Annotated in this window: 13 protein-coding genes; 1 reads left to right on the top strand and 12 read right to left on the bottom strand. The window is 51.3% G+C overall.

Annotation, left to right across the window (positions count from 1 at the left end; genetic code table 11):
• Positions 1 to 593: 593 nt before the first annotated feature.
• From serA to gspN, 3 genes are all read right to left on the bottom strand, one after another.
• Positions 594 to 2,177, bottom strand: coding sequence for a phosphoglycerate dehydrogenase (gene serA, locus AB1611_06700; protein ID MEW6379280.1), 1,584 nt, complete (start codon positions 2,175 to 2,177; stop codon positions 594 to 596).
• 105 nt (positions 2,178 to 2,282) lie between these two features.
• Positions 2,283 to 2,993 (bottom strand): hypothetical protein, encoded by a 711-nt coding sequence (locus AB1611_06695; GenBank protein MEW6379279.1) that lies wholly within the window; start codon positions 2,991 to 2,993, stop codon positions 2,283 to 2,285.
• Between the two features lie 17 nt (positions 2,994 to 3,010).
• Positions 3,011 to 3,898, bottom strand: a complete 888-nt coding sequence (gene gspN / locus AB1611_06690; GenBank protein ID MEW6379278.1) for a type II secretion system protein GspN — start codon at positions 3,896 to 3,898, stop codon at positions 3,011 to 3,013.
• 182 nt (positions 3,899 to 4,080) lie between these two features.
• Here gspN and rpmB point away from each other — a divergent pair, with 182 nt between their 5' ends.
• A complete protein-coding gene (gene rpmB / locus AB1611_06685; GenBank protein ID MEW6379277.1) occupies positions 4,081 to 4,272 on the top strand; it encodes a 50S ribosomal protein L28 in 192 nt (63 codons plus the stop codon).
• A gap of 58 nt (positions 4,273 to 4,330) precedes the next feature.
• On the opposite strand, the gene AB1611_06680 is transcribed toward rpmB, so the two are convergent.
• The 9 genes from AB1611_06680 to AB1611_06640 all read right to left on the bottom strand — a co-directional run bounded on the left by AB1611_06680 (position 4,331) and on the right by AB1611_06640 (position 16,709).
• Complete coding sequence (locus AB1611_06680; protein MEW6379276.1) at positions 4,331 to 6,535, bottom strand: bifunctional (p)ppGpp synthetase/guanosine-3',5'-bis(diphosphate) 3'-pyrophosphohydrolase; 2,205 nt, start codon at positions 6,533 to 6,535, stop codon at positions 4,331 to 4,333.
• Entirely contained in the window at positions 6,532 to 7,461 is a 930-nt protein-coding gene (locus AB1611_06675; protein MEW6379275.1) for a dihydroorotate dehydrogenase, read from the bottom strand. Before AB1611_06675 ends, AB1611_06680 begins: the two co-directional genes overlap by 4 nt.
• Before the next feature lie 85 nt (positions 7,462 to 7,546).
• Positions 7,547 to 8,491 carry a dihydroorotate dehydrogenase electron transfer subunit gene (locus tag AB1611_06670; GenBank protein ID MEW6379274.1) on the bottom strand — a complete coding sequence of 315 codons (945 nt, stop codon included), beginning with the start codon at positions 8,489 to 8,491 and terminating at the stop codon, positions 7,547 to 7,549.
• Between the two features lie 261 nt (positions 8,492 to 8,752).
• A complete protein-coding gene (locus AB1611_06665; GenBank protein MEW6379273.1) occupies positions 8,753 to 9,799 on the bottom strand; it encodes a hypothetical protein in 1,047 nt (348 codons plus the stop codon).
• 315 nt (positions 9,800 to 10,114) lie between these two features.
• A complete protein-coding gene (locus AB1611_06660; protein MEW6379272.1) occupies positions 10,115 to 11,281 on the bottom strand; it encodes a hypothetical protein in 1,167 nt (388 codons plus the stop codon).
• A 260-nt stretch (positions 11,282 to 11,541) separates the two neighbouring features.
• The gene (locus AB1611_06655) at positions 11,542 to 12,348 is read right to left on the bottom strand and encodes a segregation/condensation protein A (protein MEW6379271.1); all 807 of its coding nucleotides are present in this window, start codon (positions 12,346 to 12,348) and stop codon (positions 11,542 to 11,544) included.
• 14 nt (positions 12,349 to 12,362) lie between these two features.
• Complete coding sequence (locus tag AB1611_06650; protein MEW6379270.1) at positions 12,363 to 13,067, bottom strand: site-2 protease family protein; 705 nt, start codon at positions 13,065 to 13,067, stop codon at positions 12,363 to 12,365.
• A gap of 100 nt (positions 13,068 to 13,167) precedes the next feature.
• Entirely contained in the window at positions 13,168 to 15,795 is a 2,628-nt protein-coding gene (locus AB1611_06645) for a CBS domain-containing protein (GenBank protein MEW6379269.1), read from the bottom strand.
• On the bottom strand, positions 15,795 to 16,709 hold the full coding sequence (locus AB1611_06640) for a PfkB family carbohydrate kinase (protein ID MEW6379268.1): 915 nt from the start codon (positions 16,707 to 16,709) through the stop codon (positions 15,795 to 15,797). The genes AB1611_06645 and AB1611_06640 overlap by 1 nt, the downstream gene beginning before the upstream one ends.
• Positions 16,710 to 16,864 lie beyond the last annotated feature (155 nt).

Genomic DNA, 16,864 nt, shown 5'->3' with positions numbered 1-16,864 from the left:
GCAAAGCCTGCGCACAACTCTCCGGAGAAAAACATAATTAACCATGGAAGACACAGTAACAGTTACCCCTACCCACGGTTCAGAAAGAACTTCTACCTCACCTTGAGGCCCTTCAGGTATCATTTCTCCATCTTCAATGAGCTCATCAATAATCATTTGTACAACTTCACGAATATGTTTAACAGCCTCTTCCGGTGTATTTCCCCAGTAGAGGCGCCCTGCTTTTTTAAAGCAGGACAGTAGGCATGCCACTGATCGTCATCGGGCTCGATTACCACCTTGAAATTATATGTTTTCACTTTATCCCTCCGATTGTTCTTTTGTCATTTCGATGGGTTATTGGTAATAACCTAACCTATATTATCACGAAGGCGGAACATTGCTGCCCCGCCTTCGTAATTTGTCCTGCTTTCTTTCAATGAAGCTATCAGCCTACACGACGCGGGAAATTCGCGGCCAGTTAGGCTCAACCAAGAGGTCGCGTGCGGTATCTGGTGGGGCAACAAAGCAGCCCCACCCTACATTTAAAGTTTCTCCTGATAACTGACAACTGTCTTTACTGCCCACTGTCCACTGATAACTGCCCACCGTCTTTACAAGCTGATCAGCTTGACTGCGACTACGTTGGGCAGTTCTTTGAACTTTTGCAGCATATCCTGGTCCACATGGTTATCGATGTTGAGGACCGAAATAGCTCTGCCGCCAGGTTTTTCCCGGCCAAACTGCATGCCGGAGATATTGATGCCTGCCTGGCCAAGCAGGCTTCCGATGTCGCCGATGACACCGGGTTTATCGATATTTGAAAAGACCAGCATTTTCTCGGTCAGCATAAGCTCCACGGTGAATCCGTTGATTTTAACGATGCGGGGGTTTGCCTTGCCGAACAGGGTTCCTGAAATCGTATTGACTCCCTTGTCGGTGACCAGGGTCAGGGTGATCAGGTTGGTGAAATCGCCGGGAGCGGTCTCCTTGATTTCCTCGACATTGATTTCCCGTTCCCTGGCCAGAACCGGAGCGTTCACATAATTCACCGTCTCCTGGAGAATGGGCTTGAGCAGGCCCATGAGGGCAGCCACGGTGATGGGTGCCACATCGTAATTCAGGACCTCGCCGTGGAAGCTGACGGTAAACTTCTGCATCCGGCCATCACTTATCTGGGACAGCAGGCTGCTCATTTTTTCCGCCAGGCTGACATAGGGCTTGATTCCGCTCAGGACCTCCTGGGGGATAGAGGGAGTATTGACGGCATTGCGGATAGTGCCGTTTTTCAGATAGTCAACCATCTGTTCAGCGATAGCCACCGCCACTTTATCCTGAGCCTCTTCGGTGGAAGCGCCAAGGTGAGGGGTGCAGACTACATTGGGCAGGCCCAGCAGGGGGTTATCGGCCGGCGGGGGCTCCTGCTCGAAAACATCCAGGGCGGCTCCGGCCACTTTGCCGCTTTTCAGCGCTTCTGCCAGCGCTTTTTCATCCACCAGTCCTCCGCGGGCGCAGTTGATGATCCGGACCCCGTTCTTCATCTTTTGAATGGTTTCCTGGTTGATCATGTATGCGGTTTCAGCATTTTTGGGTACATGGATGGTGATGATGTCGGATCTGGTGAAGATGCCCTCAAGATCCACCAGTTCCACCTGGAGCTTGCGGGCTGCCTCTTCCGAAATATAGGGATCGTAGGCAATCACGTTCATGAGCAGGCCCTTGGCCCGTTTGGCCACTTCGGCCCCGATTTTCCCCAGACCGACAATGCCCAGAGTCTTTTCCGTGACCTCGATGCCCATGAACTTTTTCTTCTCCCATTTTCCTTCCCTCATGGAGGCAGTGGCCTGGGGGATGTTTCTCACCAGGGAGAGAAGGAGCGAGATGGCATGTTCGGCCGTAGTCACGCTGTTTCCTCCCGGAGTGTTCATGACGATGATGCCCCGCTTGGAAGCCTCGGGTACATCGATGTTGTCCACGCCGCTTCCTGCCCGGCCAATGACTTTCAGATTTTTGGCAGCGGCCAGGACCTCGGCGGTGACTTTGGTTTCACTGCGAACCACCAGGGCATCATAAGCGCCGATGCAGGAGAGCAACTCCTGGGGAGGCATCCCGACTTTGACATCAACCTCGATTCCCTCTTCCTGTTGAAATAACTCGATTCCTTTCTTGGATAGTTTGTCGCTGATGAGAACTTTCATATCGAAACTCCTTATCGTAAGATACTGCCGGGTAATATTGTTTATCTCTCTAATGGATTCTCATGGTGCAGGATAAAAACCATTCTCGCGACAGCGCGGATAGCATTACTCCTGACATCCTGCTGCGGGAAGGGTAATAATGAAGCATGAATTCCCGCCGCTCTCATCGAGAGTTTGAAACTCTCCCTGGTGCAGGTGAAGGATTCTCTGTACCAGACTGAATCTCGGCTCACCTGCATCGGCAGGCAATGACAGGTTTTCATTTGAGACCAGACGGCCGGGGAAGCGTATTTGAATGGTATGTTTCTGTCCGGAGGGGGCAGGTGATGCATCAACCTCGATCGGTGACAGGTTCTGACAGCCTGCCTGCTGCCGCTGGCCGCACAGGAGAAGAAGGCTGAGCAAAGCCAGTTGAAGACAGTAAAAGTTTCCTTTGACCATCAGCGGCCCGGATGGAGGATAGTGGGCAATGATTCCGGCAAAGGCTTGGTCTCCGGTCAGACCCTGAAGAAGATTTATCGTTTCGCGGATGAGGGCGGCAAGGTCCATCGGCTCAAAATCCGGCCTGGTTGCTCTGACATAGCTGAGGATTGAATGGATAAACCTTTTTATTTCATGAATCTCCTGGCTGAGAAGCGCGATATTCTCGTCCTGGGAATAATCGGTTTCCAGGAAATTGAGCAGCAGCAGGATACCCTGAATGGAATTATTGATTTCATGGGCGATTCGGTGAGTCATGAGCCCAAGGGTATAAAATTTTTCCAGATAAAAAAGTGAGGGAAGCTGAGGTACTTCATTTTCTGCATCTTTGTTCATAACTCCTTCTCCATTTCCTAAGTCGGCAGGAAGGACAAATTATTCAGATTTCCCCGGATCGTCAGTTGAATTCCCTCCCGGTCCTGCTGTGGTGGTAAAAAGTTGGCCAGAGGCCCCAGTTTCTCTTTCATTTCCTGGCTGATCTTCAGGTTGACCTTGACTTTGAGGAAGCTTCGGGCAATGTTTTTATCAAGCTGGAGGTCTCCGGTGATCTGGGCCTGGAGATCGTCCCCTTGAATGCGCATTGACCGGATTCTGATTTTGCCGTGGCTCAGGCTGCCCTGCCCGTTGATTTGACGGAAACTGAAGCCTGGAAAACTCATGATCTGAATATCTCCCGGCGCAACCTCGAAGCTGTAATCACCCGACAGGGTCTCGATGTCGTTTTTGTCCAGGTGTAATTTGGCCTTGCCGGAAAGTTGCCCGTTGATATGGATGTTTAACAGTTCACGGATTTGCTTCAGGCTGGCCAGTTGTATCCCCTGGCCAAGGCAATCAAGTTCCTTGAGATAATGAGGTTGCAGGAGATCAAAACTGGTTACTCCGCTGCACTTCCCCTGGTAAAGCTCGAGATCGAAAAGGAGGGCCAGTTTCTTGAGAAAAAGCTGACTATACTTTGGTTTTATCCGGACCGTGTCAATCTGAAAATGAGGGAAGCCTTCGGCCTCGGCCCTGGAGTCTTTTTTGGTGATGGTTAAATTTTTCAGCTCCACCTGACCCGGGAAAGCGACCAGAAGCTCTTTGGCTGAAAGAAGATAGCTTGACCGCTCGGAAACACGGTAAAGGGCCTGACGGATGATCCTTTCCTTGGGGAAGAGGACCAGGCAAAAAACACCGAAGATAATTACTCCGTAAAGGAAAAGCAAAAGTAAATGCTTTCGTGAAATCTCGTGCTCTTTTGTCATTGAGCTGTCATCCCGAGAGTTGTCATTGAGCTATCAGCCAAAGAGAATGATTTGATATAAAATGCCAATATAACCGGAGATAATAATTGCGCTTTATCAAAGCGTGTGTTATTATACATTTTCCTGGTGGAAGAATCTATCATAAAGTTATCCGGAAGTTATAAAAAGAGGAGAATCGATCAATGTCCAGAAGATGCGACATCTGCGGCAAGGGTTCACAATTCGGCCACACCGTAAGTCATGCCCATAATAAAACAAACCGGCGATGGCTTCCCAATATCCAGAAAATCAGGGTGCTGGTAAACGGTGCCGCCCGGAGGCTGAATGTCTGCACCCGGTGTATTCGCGGCGGAAAAATCCAGAAGGCTGTTTAAAAAAAAGTGGTCAGTGGCCGGAAAAAAGCTGACCACTGACCACTGACCACTCTCTTTTCTACCCGCTGAGCTTATCTTTGACGGTATGGGTTTCGGTCTTGTTTTTGGAAAGGAATGATGTTACCCGTTCGACCTCGATGACATCGCGGATGGTCTTGATGGAATTGATTACCTTTTCCAATTGTTTGAGGTTGGTGATTTCCAGGGTGAATCGGCAGGTAGCGTAGGTATCCCCGGTTGCTTTCACATCCGCGGTCATGATGTTGATCTCGGACTCCGATATGGCCGCGGTAATTTTAGCCAGCATTCCCGGCTTATGAGCGCAGCGGACATGGATTTCCACCTGATAGGGAATATTCCCCTTGACATCCCAGGTTGTCTCGATCAGGCGCTCGGTCCCGTAGAGGAAGGGATCGACATTGGGGCAATTGGCCCGGTGTACGGACACCCCGCGGCCACGGGTAATAAAGCCCACGATTTTATCTCCCGGCACCGGATTGCAGCATTTGGCGAAGCGGGCCATAACATCATCCACCCCCTTGATCTTCACCCCTTCTTCTTTGCGCTGGGTAATTCTGGTAATGACTTTTTGCAGCTTGGAGGGTTCAGGCCTGGGCTGAAGCTTCTCCTGGGGCAGAAGCTCGCTCAGTACCTGCCGTGCGGAAATTTTTCCGTAGGCGATATCGACAATGAGTTCATCTGCATCCACCAGTCCAAACCGTCCCGCCGCCTTCTGAAGCTCTCCCTTCTTCTGGAGTTTCAGGAAGCTCAAACCATATTTGGCCAGTTCTTTATCGAGAATCTCCCGGCCAAGGGTCAGGCAGCGTTCCTTTTCCTCGGTTTTCAGCCAGCGCTTTATCCGTTGAATAGCTCTGGGGGTTTTGACGATTTTCAGCCAGTCCCGGCTCGGATGATGGTTTGGCGAGGTGAGAATCTCGACAATGTCACCGGTTTTCAGCCGGTAACGCAAGGGAACCATCCGTCCGTTGACTTTGGCCCCGACACAGGTATGGCCGACCTGCGTATGGATAGCGTAGGCAAAATCAATGGTGATTGCATCCTGCGGAAATCCCATGACCTCTCCCTTGGGAGTAAAAACATAGACTTCATCATGGAACAGGTCCACCTTCATCATGTGGAGAAATTCGGTGGGATCCTTGAGATCCTGCTGCCACTCCATGAGCTGCCGGAGCCAGACAAACCGCTCATCGTATGGTTTATCCAGTTTCTCCTTTTCCTTATAGCGCCAATGGGCGGCGATCCCCTCTTCGGCTGTGCGATGCATGTCGTAGGTCCGGATCTGAATTTCCAGGGGATGCCCGCCCGGTCCGATGACTACGGTATGGAGAGATTGATACATATTGGGTTTTGGCATGGCGATATAGTCATCGAATTCTCCGGGAAGCGGGGTCCAGATCGAGTGCATCAATCCAAGTGATGCATAGCAGTCCCGGACATTGCCGGTGATGATGCGAATGCCCATCAGGTCAAAGACTTCCTCAAAGGTGATGCCCTTTCGCTTCATCTTCTGATAGATGCTCCACAGGTGCTTGGTCCGCCCGGTAACCGTCCCCTCGGTGTTATACTCCTTGAGCTTGGTCTGGATGCTCTTGATCGCTTCATCGATAATTCCCTGGCGATGGCGGATTTCCTCGGTAAGTTTCCGGGAAAGCTCGGCAAAGATTTCAGGCTCCAGATACTTGAAGGCAAGGTCCTCCAGCTCGGATTTGACCTTGGCAATTCCGAGGCGGTTGGCAAAGGGAGCATAAATCTCCATGGTTTCGCGGGCGATGCGGATCTGCTTTTCTCTGGGCAGGTACTCCAGGGTGCGCATGTTATGGAGCCGGTCAGCCAGTTTGATCAGGATAACCCTGATATCCTTGGCCATGGCCAGAAGCATTTTTCTGAAGTTTTCGGCCTGCTTTTCCTCATGGGAGGCAAAGGAAATCTGACTGATCTTGGTTACGGCATTGACCAGGAATACGATTTCCTCACCGAAAAGTTCCCTGATCTCATTTTCCGTGGCCAGGGTATCTTCAACCGTATCGTGCAGCAGTCCCACGGCCACGGTCACCTCATCCAGCCTCAGCTCCGCCAGAATGGCTGAAACCTCGAGGGGATGGGTCAGATAGGGCTCTCCGGAGAGCCGGACCTGGCCTTTATGGACCTTGGCTGAAAAAACATAGGCCCGGTGAATAAGGTCAATGTCCGGAGAGGGGATATATGATTGAACTTTTTCGGTGATATCCGAGATTCTGATCATAATGAAACATCGAGGCTTCCGGTAATATCCCTGATCTTGTGAAATTGATACCTCATCATATATTCTTCGATCCCTTTGACCACTTTGATTGGTATCTGCGGATCAACAAATTGAGCGGTGCCGATGGAAACCGCACTGGCTCCGGCCAGGAGAAATTCTATGGCATCCTCCGCGCTCATGATTCCGCCCATGCCGATGATGGGAATATCCACCGCCTGCGATACCTGCCAGACCATCCGCAGGGCAATGGGTTTAATGGCCGGGCCGGAGAGCCCGCCGACGATTCTGGCCAGGGCCGGCTTTCGGCGGTGAATATCGATGGCCATGCCAAGGACCGTGTTGATCAGGGAAATGGCATCGCTGCCCGCTTCCTGAGCGCTGCGGGCAATCAGCGCGATACTGGTCACATTGGGCGTGAGCTTGGTAATGAGGGGAAGATGAGTTGCCTTCCGGACAGCCTGCACAACCTCAAACGTGGCCTCCCCATCTGTTCCGAAAGCAAGACCTCCCTTGTCAACATTGGGGCAGGAGATATTGATCTCCAGGGCATCCACCCGCGGGTGTTTTGACAGCTCGCTGGCCAGAGTCACATATTCATCGATCGTGTGCCCCAGAATATTCACGATGACCAGGCTGTCAATCTCCTCCAGAAACGGCAGCTTCTCGCTGATGAAGGTCTTCAGGCCGACATTCTGCAATCCTATGGAATTCAGCATGCCAGCCGGTGTCTCGACAATGCGGGGTGGAGGATTTCCTGCCATCGGCTGAACAGACACCCCTTTGACCACAATAGCCCCAAGCTGATTGAGGTCGATGAAACCGGCATACTCCCGGCCATAGCCAAAGGTTCCGGAAGCTACCATAACCGGATTTTTCAGCTCAAGGCCAGCCAGATGAACTTTCGTATCGATGGTATTGGTGGTCATTGATGAATTTTAACCACGAAACACACGAAGTACACGAAAAAGACTTTGAATTCTTTCGTGTGTTTCGTGTGTTTCGTGGTAATCGTTAATTCTTTATGAGTATCTCAAAAACCGGGCCTTCCGTGCAGACCCTTCGGTATTGATGCGAATTATCGCCTTCTTCCAATTCTACCACACATCCCATGCAGGCACCAACTCCGCAGGCCATTCTTTGCTCCAGGGAAACCTGGCAGCTCAGATGATAGTGCCGGGCAATTTCAATTACCCTGGACATCAGGGGGAGGGGACCGCAGGCAAAAAGAACAGGTTCAATCCCGGACGAAATCCGGGTCACCTGCTCCAGATATGCGCACAAGGGTTCCGTGATCAGCCCCTTATGCCCCAGGGACCCGTCTTCAGTGGAGATGGAGAGAGAAAAGCCCTGTTTCCGAAAATCCTCCTGACAGAGAATGTCCTCGGCACTTTTTCCCCCAAGGAACAGCCGGGGCTGGAATAATGGACTTTCCATCAATGACGTCGCTTGCAGTTTGTTTTTCTCCTGACTCCTGACTCCTGACTCCTGGCTTCTGTCTCCTGTCTTCTCTTTACTGACCACTGGCCACTGACCACTGACCACTCTTAATTGATCAGCCAGGAAAAGCAAAGGAGCAATCCCGATTCCCCCGGCAATCAAAACAGGGTGCAGAACCGGCTTTTCAAGCTGAAAACCGTGGCCGAGCGGACCAATAACATCGATTTTCGCTCCTGTGGACAGCGAGGCCAGATACGCTGTTCCTTTCCCTGCCAGGCGAAACAGTATCTGGATGCCTTGCGGGCGGTCGCTTCCGGAATCCGGGGATGGCCTGTGCCGGCGGGAGTCCCACAGCCGGTGGATGGAAAAGGGGCGGCGCAGCAGGGGATCCAGGCCCTGATGCACCCTGATCATGACAAATTGTCCGGCAGATGCCTGATTGGCTATTTCGGCGCAAGCCAGGGTAAGCCGATAGTATTGGCCTGATATCCGGACGTTTTCAATAACTTCGGTTGTCATTGCGCTCACGGTGCTCTTCGCGGTAATCGATAAGGGAGACTTTTATCAAAAGTTTCAATAATCTATTAAATTATTAAGTCTATTAAACCATAGACCTTCCCGGAAGTCAAAATAAAAAATGGTAACTTGCTCAGGGGCATATGTACACAGGCACAAACCGGAGCTGAGAAAAAAACTGCCCAGGAAAAGAAGACTTTTCTTCTTTTCCTGGGCTTAAGCACTTCAATCAATCTGGCGATTGAATCGATTCAAAAATTGTGACTATGGCATTATTCCATAACTTACCGCTGAAAAACCTGCTGCTGAGATACCACCGGCAGCAGGGCTTCCGGTTCCGCCACCTGCACCTCCTAACCCTACACCTGCCGGTCCGCTGACTCCGACGTAAGAGCCCGTGGAGATCACCGCGGGCGGGCCCATGACTCCGCCAGGCGTGATCCCGGTTGTCGAAGTCTTGACTCCAGGTGCAAAATAGTAATTGGAGGCATTATAGGGATTGAAATAGCTGGCTGTTGCATAGAAAGGCATGCCTTCAGCAGTGTACATCGGACGGTCCCCCAGAACCTGATCCAGTTGAGCAGAGATCGGCGCATAATATATTAAATTGGCGATCCCCTCACTGGTGCGGTTGAAGCCGGTAAGGGGGCCGCTGAAAACCGTTGGCGTTCCTACCGCTACGGAAGAGCCGGAAAACTCGGTGGCAAAAGGAAAGGCATCCAGGCCATAACTGCTGGTCACTTCAGAACCATACGTGGTCCAGGGCAGTACCAGGCTGTTTTCGTAATGGCTGCTTCCCCCGAAAAGGTTCTGGGAAACATCATATTCACTTGAATACGATGAACCCGGAGCCATAAAGCTGGAATATCCGCCCGCTGAGGTAGAAAACGGGCCGGCAGAGAAACTGGAGCCCGTGGAATAGCCGAAGCCCAGAATATTCTGGTAACTGGAAGATTGGTCATATGAGGTGGAAAACAGGTCATGATACGTGGAATACTCGCTGGACGCTGCAGCGAAGGGATTCGTCACCGACGAGGAATACGAAGAAGACTGGACAAGCGGGCTGACATAAAGGCTCGAATCAAGAGTTGATGTGCTGAAGGGATTTACCTGAGTCGAAGAATACGCAGAGGTCTGGAGAAACGGGCTGATAAAAAGGCTCGAATCGAGACTGTACGTGCTGAAAAGATTTCCCCCGCTGATAGAGACATCCTGGCTGAACTGGCCAAAGGCTGAAGAGTAAATCAGGCTGGTACCAGCTATCAGGACAATACTGAAAATCCATGCTCTCAAAAACCGTTTACTTCTCATACTACACACCTTTCTCCTTTCTGTTTTTACACCATAAACCCTATTCTTTAACCCCCACAAACTTGCTCCATCTATTCACCCCCCTCCAGGAATAAGGTTTAATACCAAGGGGGAAAGTATGCTTTGTTCATTAGACGCGATAGATACCTGATTAGTTATACTCTCTCAGGAAAATATCAGCAATTATTTTTCTTGTTGAGGACTTTATTTGCATCAAATTCGCGATAATGTTCCCCCCTCACCCTGTCTTTCTCCCATCGTGCGGGAGAAAAGGACAGGGTGAGGGGGCAATTCTAAGGCTCTTGAGGTTGCGAGCTAGATCTGCTTTTTTGCCAGCGTAATAGTTCCGGCTTTTGAATAGTTATCGCCGCTTATGTTAAGGCTGCCCTCAAGTGTATTGTTTTTGATATTTCCGCTGAATACCCAAACATACTGGACGCTGTCATTCGTAGGTGTCTCGTCGTCCTCGAGATCAGGATAAAATCTGACAATGACGTTGAGAAAATCGACCTTCGTGCTGTCGGCATAATTGGCAGTAGCCACAACACGCCCCTTTTTCTTCTCGTTGACAATTTCCCAATTGGTAACAGTCATGTATCCGCTGACCTGATAATCGTTCTTTTTCTGTGTCAGCCCCAGGTTGACAGTTCCTTCAGCCAGAACCTCCAGGCTCGTGCTGTTGGGGTCATAAAGAACGTATGAGCCCTGCCACAGAGCGCTCAGGTTGGGCAGATCCTGGATAGATGTATCACCGCCCGAGTCCGATGGCTGGGTGGGGGTAGTGGGCGTAGTGGGAGTAGTCGGCTGCGCGGGATTGGTATAGGGATATGATGTCCCTCCAAAATACCCGCCCGGATTGGCGGACTGCCCATAAGTAGTACTCTGGGCATATCGCGGGTCGAGAAAATAGTTTCCCGGTGTAGTCGGTGAGGTGGGCCAATATCCCGGCTGAGCATAGGTGGTCGGCATGCCGGTCCCATAAGGCGGCATATACCCGCCCTGCCCATAGTTTGCCGGTGCCGTGGGCAGATAAGCACCATAGCCTGGCATGCTCTGTCCATATACCCCTGCCCCATAAGGTGATCCCACAGGGGGCTGAGTGAGCGGCATAAAGGCTGCTGAGCCGAACATGCCTGAAGGCTGCATAAATGTCGGCTGTCCATATATTGGAACCGGTTGCTGCCAGCCAAATCCTAAGCCGGCGTAACCTGATGCCGCGCCCAGGGCAAAAGGATCACCTACTAAGGAAGGAGCGGGAAGGCCAATCCCGGGTGCGAATCCGAGTCCGCCTCCAAACCCCAGGGGACCGATTGCGCCAAAAGGAGCTCCGCCGAAAACAGGGCCGCCAAACGGCAGGGGGAAAAACTGGGCTGTGCTTTTTCCACACCATAACGCCAGACAAAGAATTACTCCTGACAATGCATAGATCAGATGCTTTCTGAGCCAAATCTCTTTCAAAAACTCTTGCCGTCGCTTTTCCATAGTTTAATACGCCTCCATCCATAAAATAAACTGCCGCTCCTTGCAAATATGCAATATTTTTGCCGTATCCCGTGCGGGGCGACAGGCAGCGGTTATCAATTGCCGGTTGCCAGTTGTCAGTGAAAAAACTGGTAATAGATAACTTCAAACTGATAACTTTTTTCTCCCTCTCTATGAAAAAAAAATCTTAGCATGCAAGATATTTCATACTTGATAGTTTGCCCGTGATTCTCCCCCCTTCAAAGAGTACAGCGAAATTTTTATTCCGAAGGAACGACCGATATTGATATCTTTCCGAAGGGCATTGCCTGCCGCAGGCGGATAATTCCCGTTTTTGCCATTTCGAGGAGCGCGAGAAAGGTGACAACGATGATATGCCTTTCATATCTCCCTTCGAGGAGCTCTTCAAAGTGTGCATGGTGATATACCCGCAGGAATACCAGAATCTGCTGTATCTTGTCCTTGACGTCAATCTCGTCGATCTTCAGCGGAATAACCGGCTCTTCTGCCTGGTGCGCATGGAGGATGTTCCGGAAAGCCAGAACGAGGTCGAATATCTCTGCCTCGCCGATGGAGAGCGAATCTCCCTGCTCCGGGTCCGGCAGGGGAGGGCGGAAGAAAATCCTGCTGTGCTCATCAGCCATGGTGCAGAGGAATTCAGCAGCCTCTTTATATCGCTGGTACTCCACCAGCCGGTCAACCAGGTCTTTTTTCTGTTCCTCAAGTTCCTCCTCCTCATGAGGCTCTTTCGGGGTCAGCAGAGTCTGCGACTTCATGTAGATCAGGGTAGCTGCCATGACCAGAAACTCGCTGGTGACATCAAGGTTCAGGATAGTCATGGTTTCGAGAAAAGCAAGGTACTGATCAGTGATTTTGGTAATGGAAATATCGTAAATGTCGATTTTTTCCTTTTTGATGAGATGCACCAGAAGGTCCAGCGGCCCTTCGAAAATGTCCAGAACCACCCGGTACTCGCTTTGGGATGATACTGGTGATACTATGGCTTGATTTTTTCTGTTCTTGTTCTCCTCCCCCCTGTTTTCCCTGTTCAAGGTGTCTTCTTCCATCGCTGAGCCTGATCTCATATCCAGATGAGCAGCCGGGTCAGAAACTGGATCATGGGATACAGCGTTCTGGATAAGATCCCGAGCTGATCGTCGAAGAAGATAATTGCAAAGAGAATAATCAGGCCAAACGGTTCAATTTTACTATAGGCCTCTGCCTGCCGTTGCGGCAGTAATCCTGTCATGATCCTCCCGCCGTCAGCCGGAGGGATAGGAATGAGGTTAAATAATCCCAGAACAATATTGATCTGAATACTTTTCATTAACATCAGGGCCAGGGGATAGAATAGTGAATGGCCGAGATTTAACCTGCGAAACAGCGGCGATTGAACGTGCAGGAGCCCCGGGTCGAACAGGCCGAGCATCCGCAGCGCAATGGCACTGAGGATGGCCAGAATCAGGTTGGTCAAGGGGCCTGCTCCTGCAATCCACATCATATCTTTTCTGGGCTCCCGCAGATTATAGGGATTGATCGGTACCGGTTTTGCGTAGCCGAAGACAATGCCCGTATTGGTAAGCAGTAAAAGGACCGGCAGGATGATCGTCCCGAAGATATCGATATGAGGGATCGGATTCAGGGTCAATCGTCCTGCATGTTTGGCCGTTGGATCTCCCAGCCGGTTGGCCATCCATCCATGGCCGATTTCATGGAGCATGATGGCCATGAGGATTGGAATGGCCGAGATACTGATAACCTTGATAAAAGAAGCTGCAGTTTCCATATATTCTTCCATAATCTCAGATTGATACTATAGACGATAGTTGTGATCCGGTCTTATGGGCGTATGCCCGGCAGACAGGACCGGGGAATAAAACTTGAAACTACTCAGTCGAAAATCGTTGCTTCACATAATTTATTTCATCCTGTCGGGTTTCGATCTCTCCATCCAGTCTTGCCTGAAGCAGACTATCCAGGATTTTCTTATAAACCGGACCTGGCTGATAACCCAGGGATTGAAGGTCCTTGCCGGTCAGGAGCACTTTGGTTGCCCGCAGGCTCGTCAGGTAAGAAGAAATCCTTTTTTTCACCTCCTCGACAGGGCTCCTGGCCATGGCATAGAGAAGCGGCTCAAGAGCAAACGGGCTTAAGGTCCGGTAAATCTGACTCGGCCTGGGATGGGAAAGAGCAAGAAGGTTTTTCACTATGGTCTGGTGTTTGATCTTGATTTGCAGGAGAATCGGATAATATTTCTGGCTTATCTCGATTTTTCGGCACAGGGCAATAAATTCCTCCACGGATAACTGATCAGCCAGACCGACAAAGTACAAAAGCCACGTTTTTACCGGAGGCTCGAGGTAGAGGAGCTGGTACCAGTCCATGACCTTCTTGATTTCATGAAAGATCCGGTAGAGCTGCTCATCGACATGAATGCGGGGATGGATAAATTTCAAAAGGTCCAGCTCTCCCATCCTGGTGACAGCCCGCAGGGGTTCCTCCTCCTGAAGAATGAGGGAAAGCTCGGTAAACAGCCGGTATCCCTTCAACCTGGTCAGAAGCCCTCGTTTGACGGTGTAATTCAACAGCCCCAGGGTATTTTTCCCTATTCTGAATCCGTACCGCTGCTCGAACCGGATGGCCCGGAAGATCCTGGTCGGGTCCTCGATAAAGCTGAGGCCGTGCAGTACCTGGATTTTTTTATCCTTCAGGTCTTTCTGCCCGCCGAAAAAATCGATCAGGTAGCCGAATTTTTGACGGTTCAATTGAAGAGCCAGGGTGTTGACAGTGAAATCCCGGCGGTAAAGATCATGCTTGAGAGAACTGAGCTCAACCCGGGGCAGGGCTACCGGACGCTCGTAATATTCGATTCTGGCCGTGGCCACATCGATTTTAAATCCGTTCGGGAAAACCACCACCGCAGTTCCAAACCGCTGATGGGCTCTCAGCCTGCCATGAACCATGTTGGCCAGATACTCGGCAAAGAGGATCCCGTTTCCCTTGATCACCAGGTCGATGTCGAAGTTGCTGACCCGCAAAAGCAGGTCCCGGACGAACCCTCCGACCACATAGGCCGAAACACCGAGCTCATCGGCAGCCTGGCCGGCAGTCTGCAGGATCGACAGGATGTGCGCAGGGAGCTGCTCCTTCAGAAGACGGCTTAAATTCCTGGGATGAACCTCTCCGGCAGAATGAAGCCGGTGGCCGATCGTGGCCAGATGCAGCAGGTGATCGTGCATGGCCCGCAGAAGATCGCTCTTGGTAATGGCGCCGACCAGATGTCCATTGTGCAGGACCGGAATAAACCGCTGATTGCCCTCGACCATATACTCGCGGATCTGATCGATCCCTGTTTCCTCGCTGACCGTAAGAAAATCGGTTTGCATGAAATCCCTGATCATCGACTTTTCCATGCCATGCCTGGTGGCCTTGCCAATGGTCTGGTCACTGATGAGGCCGACCAGCTTTCCCTCCTGGTCCACGACCGGAAGAGTGCCGACACTGTATCGATCGAAAGCCTGCTTTCCCTGCTGAACAGTAGAGGTTTCAGCAACGGTTTTGACCGGCGAGCTCATGATATCGCGGGCAGTGATGGCTGGTTTGGTCCGCTGGCGGAGCAGGCCGATGAGGGTTTCCCTGACCTGAACCAGGGGCTTGTCCCGGATGGTTGCCGAAGCAGCATAGTGATGCCCGCCGCCTCCGAAGGCATGGGCAATGTCACCGACATCCACCCCGGCAATCCTGCTTCTGGCCACCATATGAACCCGGTTATCCATCTGGACCAGGACAAACAGGGCATCCACATTCTCAAGGTCACGGATCTTATGAGCCAGAATAGCTACATCGCCGATGTAGCGCTCTATGGAAGCAGAGGCAATGACCACTTCGGTCCCGTTGATCATGTATCTTTCCATCGACTGGAGGAGGAGATTGAGGAGGGATATCTGCTCCTGGGTAAGGTCGCGATTGATCAGATCGGATATCATGGTCAGGTCTGCACCGCAGGAGCGCAGGTAAGCGGCGGCCTGAAGATCCTCCGGGGTGGTAGAGGTAAAGGTCAAAAATCCGGTGTCCTCATAGATGCCAAGGGCCATCAGAGTCGCCTCCCTGGGAGAAATCCTGATATCCCGCTTGCGGAATATTTCCACGAATATGGTCGTAGTTGAACCATAGGCTTTGACCACCTCCACTTCTCCCCGGATATCTCCCGCCTGGCCGGGGTGATGATCGTAGATGTGGATTTTCAAACCAGGGCGGCCCAGAATCCTGGCAAAGTCTCCGATCCGGTCAGGCAGCCTGGTATCGACCAGAATGAGATGGTCGATCTCCTCCAGGCGGATATCCCGGATTTTCAGGTGAGGGATCCGCCAGGCAGGCATTTTCAGGAAGAGGCGAAGATTCATCTCCACAGCTCCCGCAAAAACCAGCCTGGCTTCAGGATAGAGCTTTTTGGCGGCAATCATGGATGCCAGAGAATCGAAATCAGAGTTGATATGGCTTGTGATAACCTGCATTAATCCTCAAAATCCTCAAAATTGGTGATCTCCCGCAGTTTCCGGTACCGCTGGAAAATTTCCCCCTCATCGAGGTTAGCCAGTCGCTCCAGGCTGAATGTTTCCACGGCAAAGGAAGCCATGACACTGCCAAAGATCACCGCCCGCTTGATGTTGTCTGTATCAAAGTTCCTGGTTTTGGCCAGAAAGCCCATCAGCCCTCCGGCAAAGCTGTCACCGGCCCCGGTCGGGTCAAAGACCGTTTCCAGAGGATAGGCTGGTGCAGCGAAAATGGAATGATTGTGAAAGGTCAGGGAGCCATATTCTCCCCGTTTGATAATCAGGGACTTTGGCCCAAAAGAAAGGATCGCGCGCGCTGCCTTGAAAATATTGGCTTCCCCGGCAAGCTGCCGGGCCTCTCCCTCGTTGATGACCAGGACATCAATGCTCTGAAGGAGAGATTTCAAGGAGTCGTTTTTCCGCTCGATCCAGAAATTCATGGTGTCCGAGGCTGCAAACCTGGGCCGCTCGACCTGGCGCAATACCGATTTTTGCAGATCCGGATCGATGTTGGCCAAAAAGATAAACTCCTTTTCCTTATGCCGGTCGGTCAGGGTCGGTTGAAATTGCTCGAATACGTTGAGGTGGGTATTGATCGTCTCAGCCTCATTGAGGTCAAACCCGTATTTTCCAATCCAGCGAAAGGTATTCCCGCTGGATTTGATCAGCCCGGAAGTGTCTATCCCCCGCTTTTCCAGCAGATCGACATGCTCCGCGGGGAAATCCTCGCCGACAACAGCCACCAGGGATACATCGGTGAAGTAGCTGGCAGCACAGGAAAAATAAATGGCTGAGCCTCCCAGGGCTTCCTGCGTTTTCCCAAACGGCGTCTCAATCGTATCCAGGGCAACAGACCCCACAACCAAAAGACTCATAAGTATCCCCCTTTTGTATAGGTAGTATCTGTATGTGCTGTACCTGTATGGGTATATCAGGTATGCAGGCAGTGATTGAATAATGGGGCAGGGAACAGCCACAGCCTGGAGGGCTGTCTCCTTCCCACCACAGGTAATAGTATCATGATTTTGGG

The sequence above is a fragment of the bacterium genome (genome assembly GCA_040755755.1).
Taxonomy (GTDB): Bacteria; SZUA-182; SZUA-182; order DTGQ01; family DTGQ01; genus DTGQ01.
This window is presented reverse-complemented; position numbering and strand designations above follow the sequence as displayed.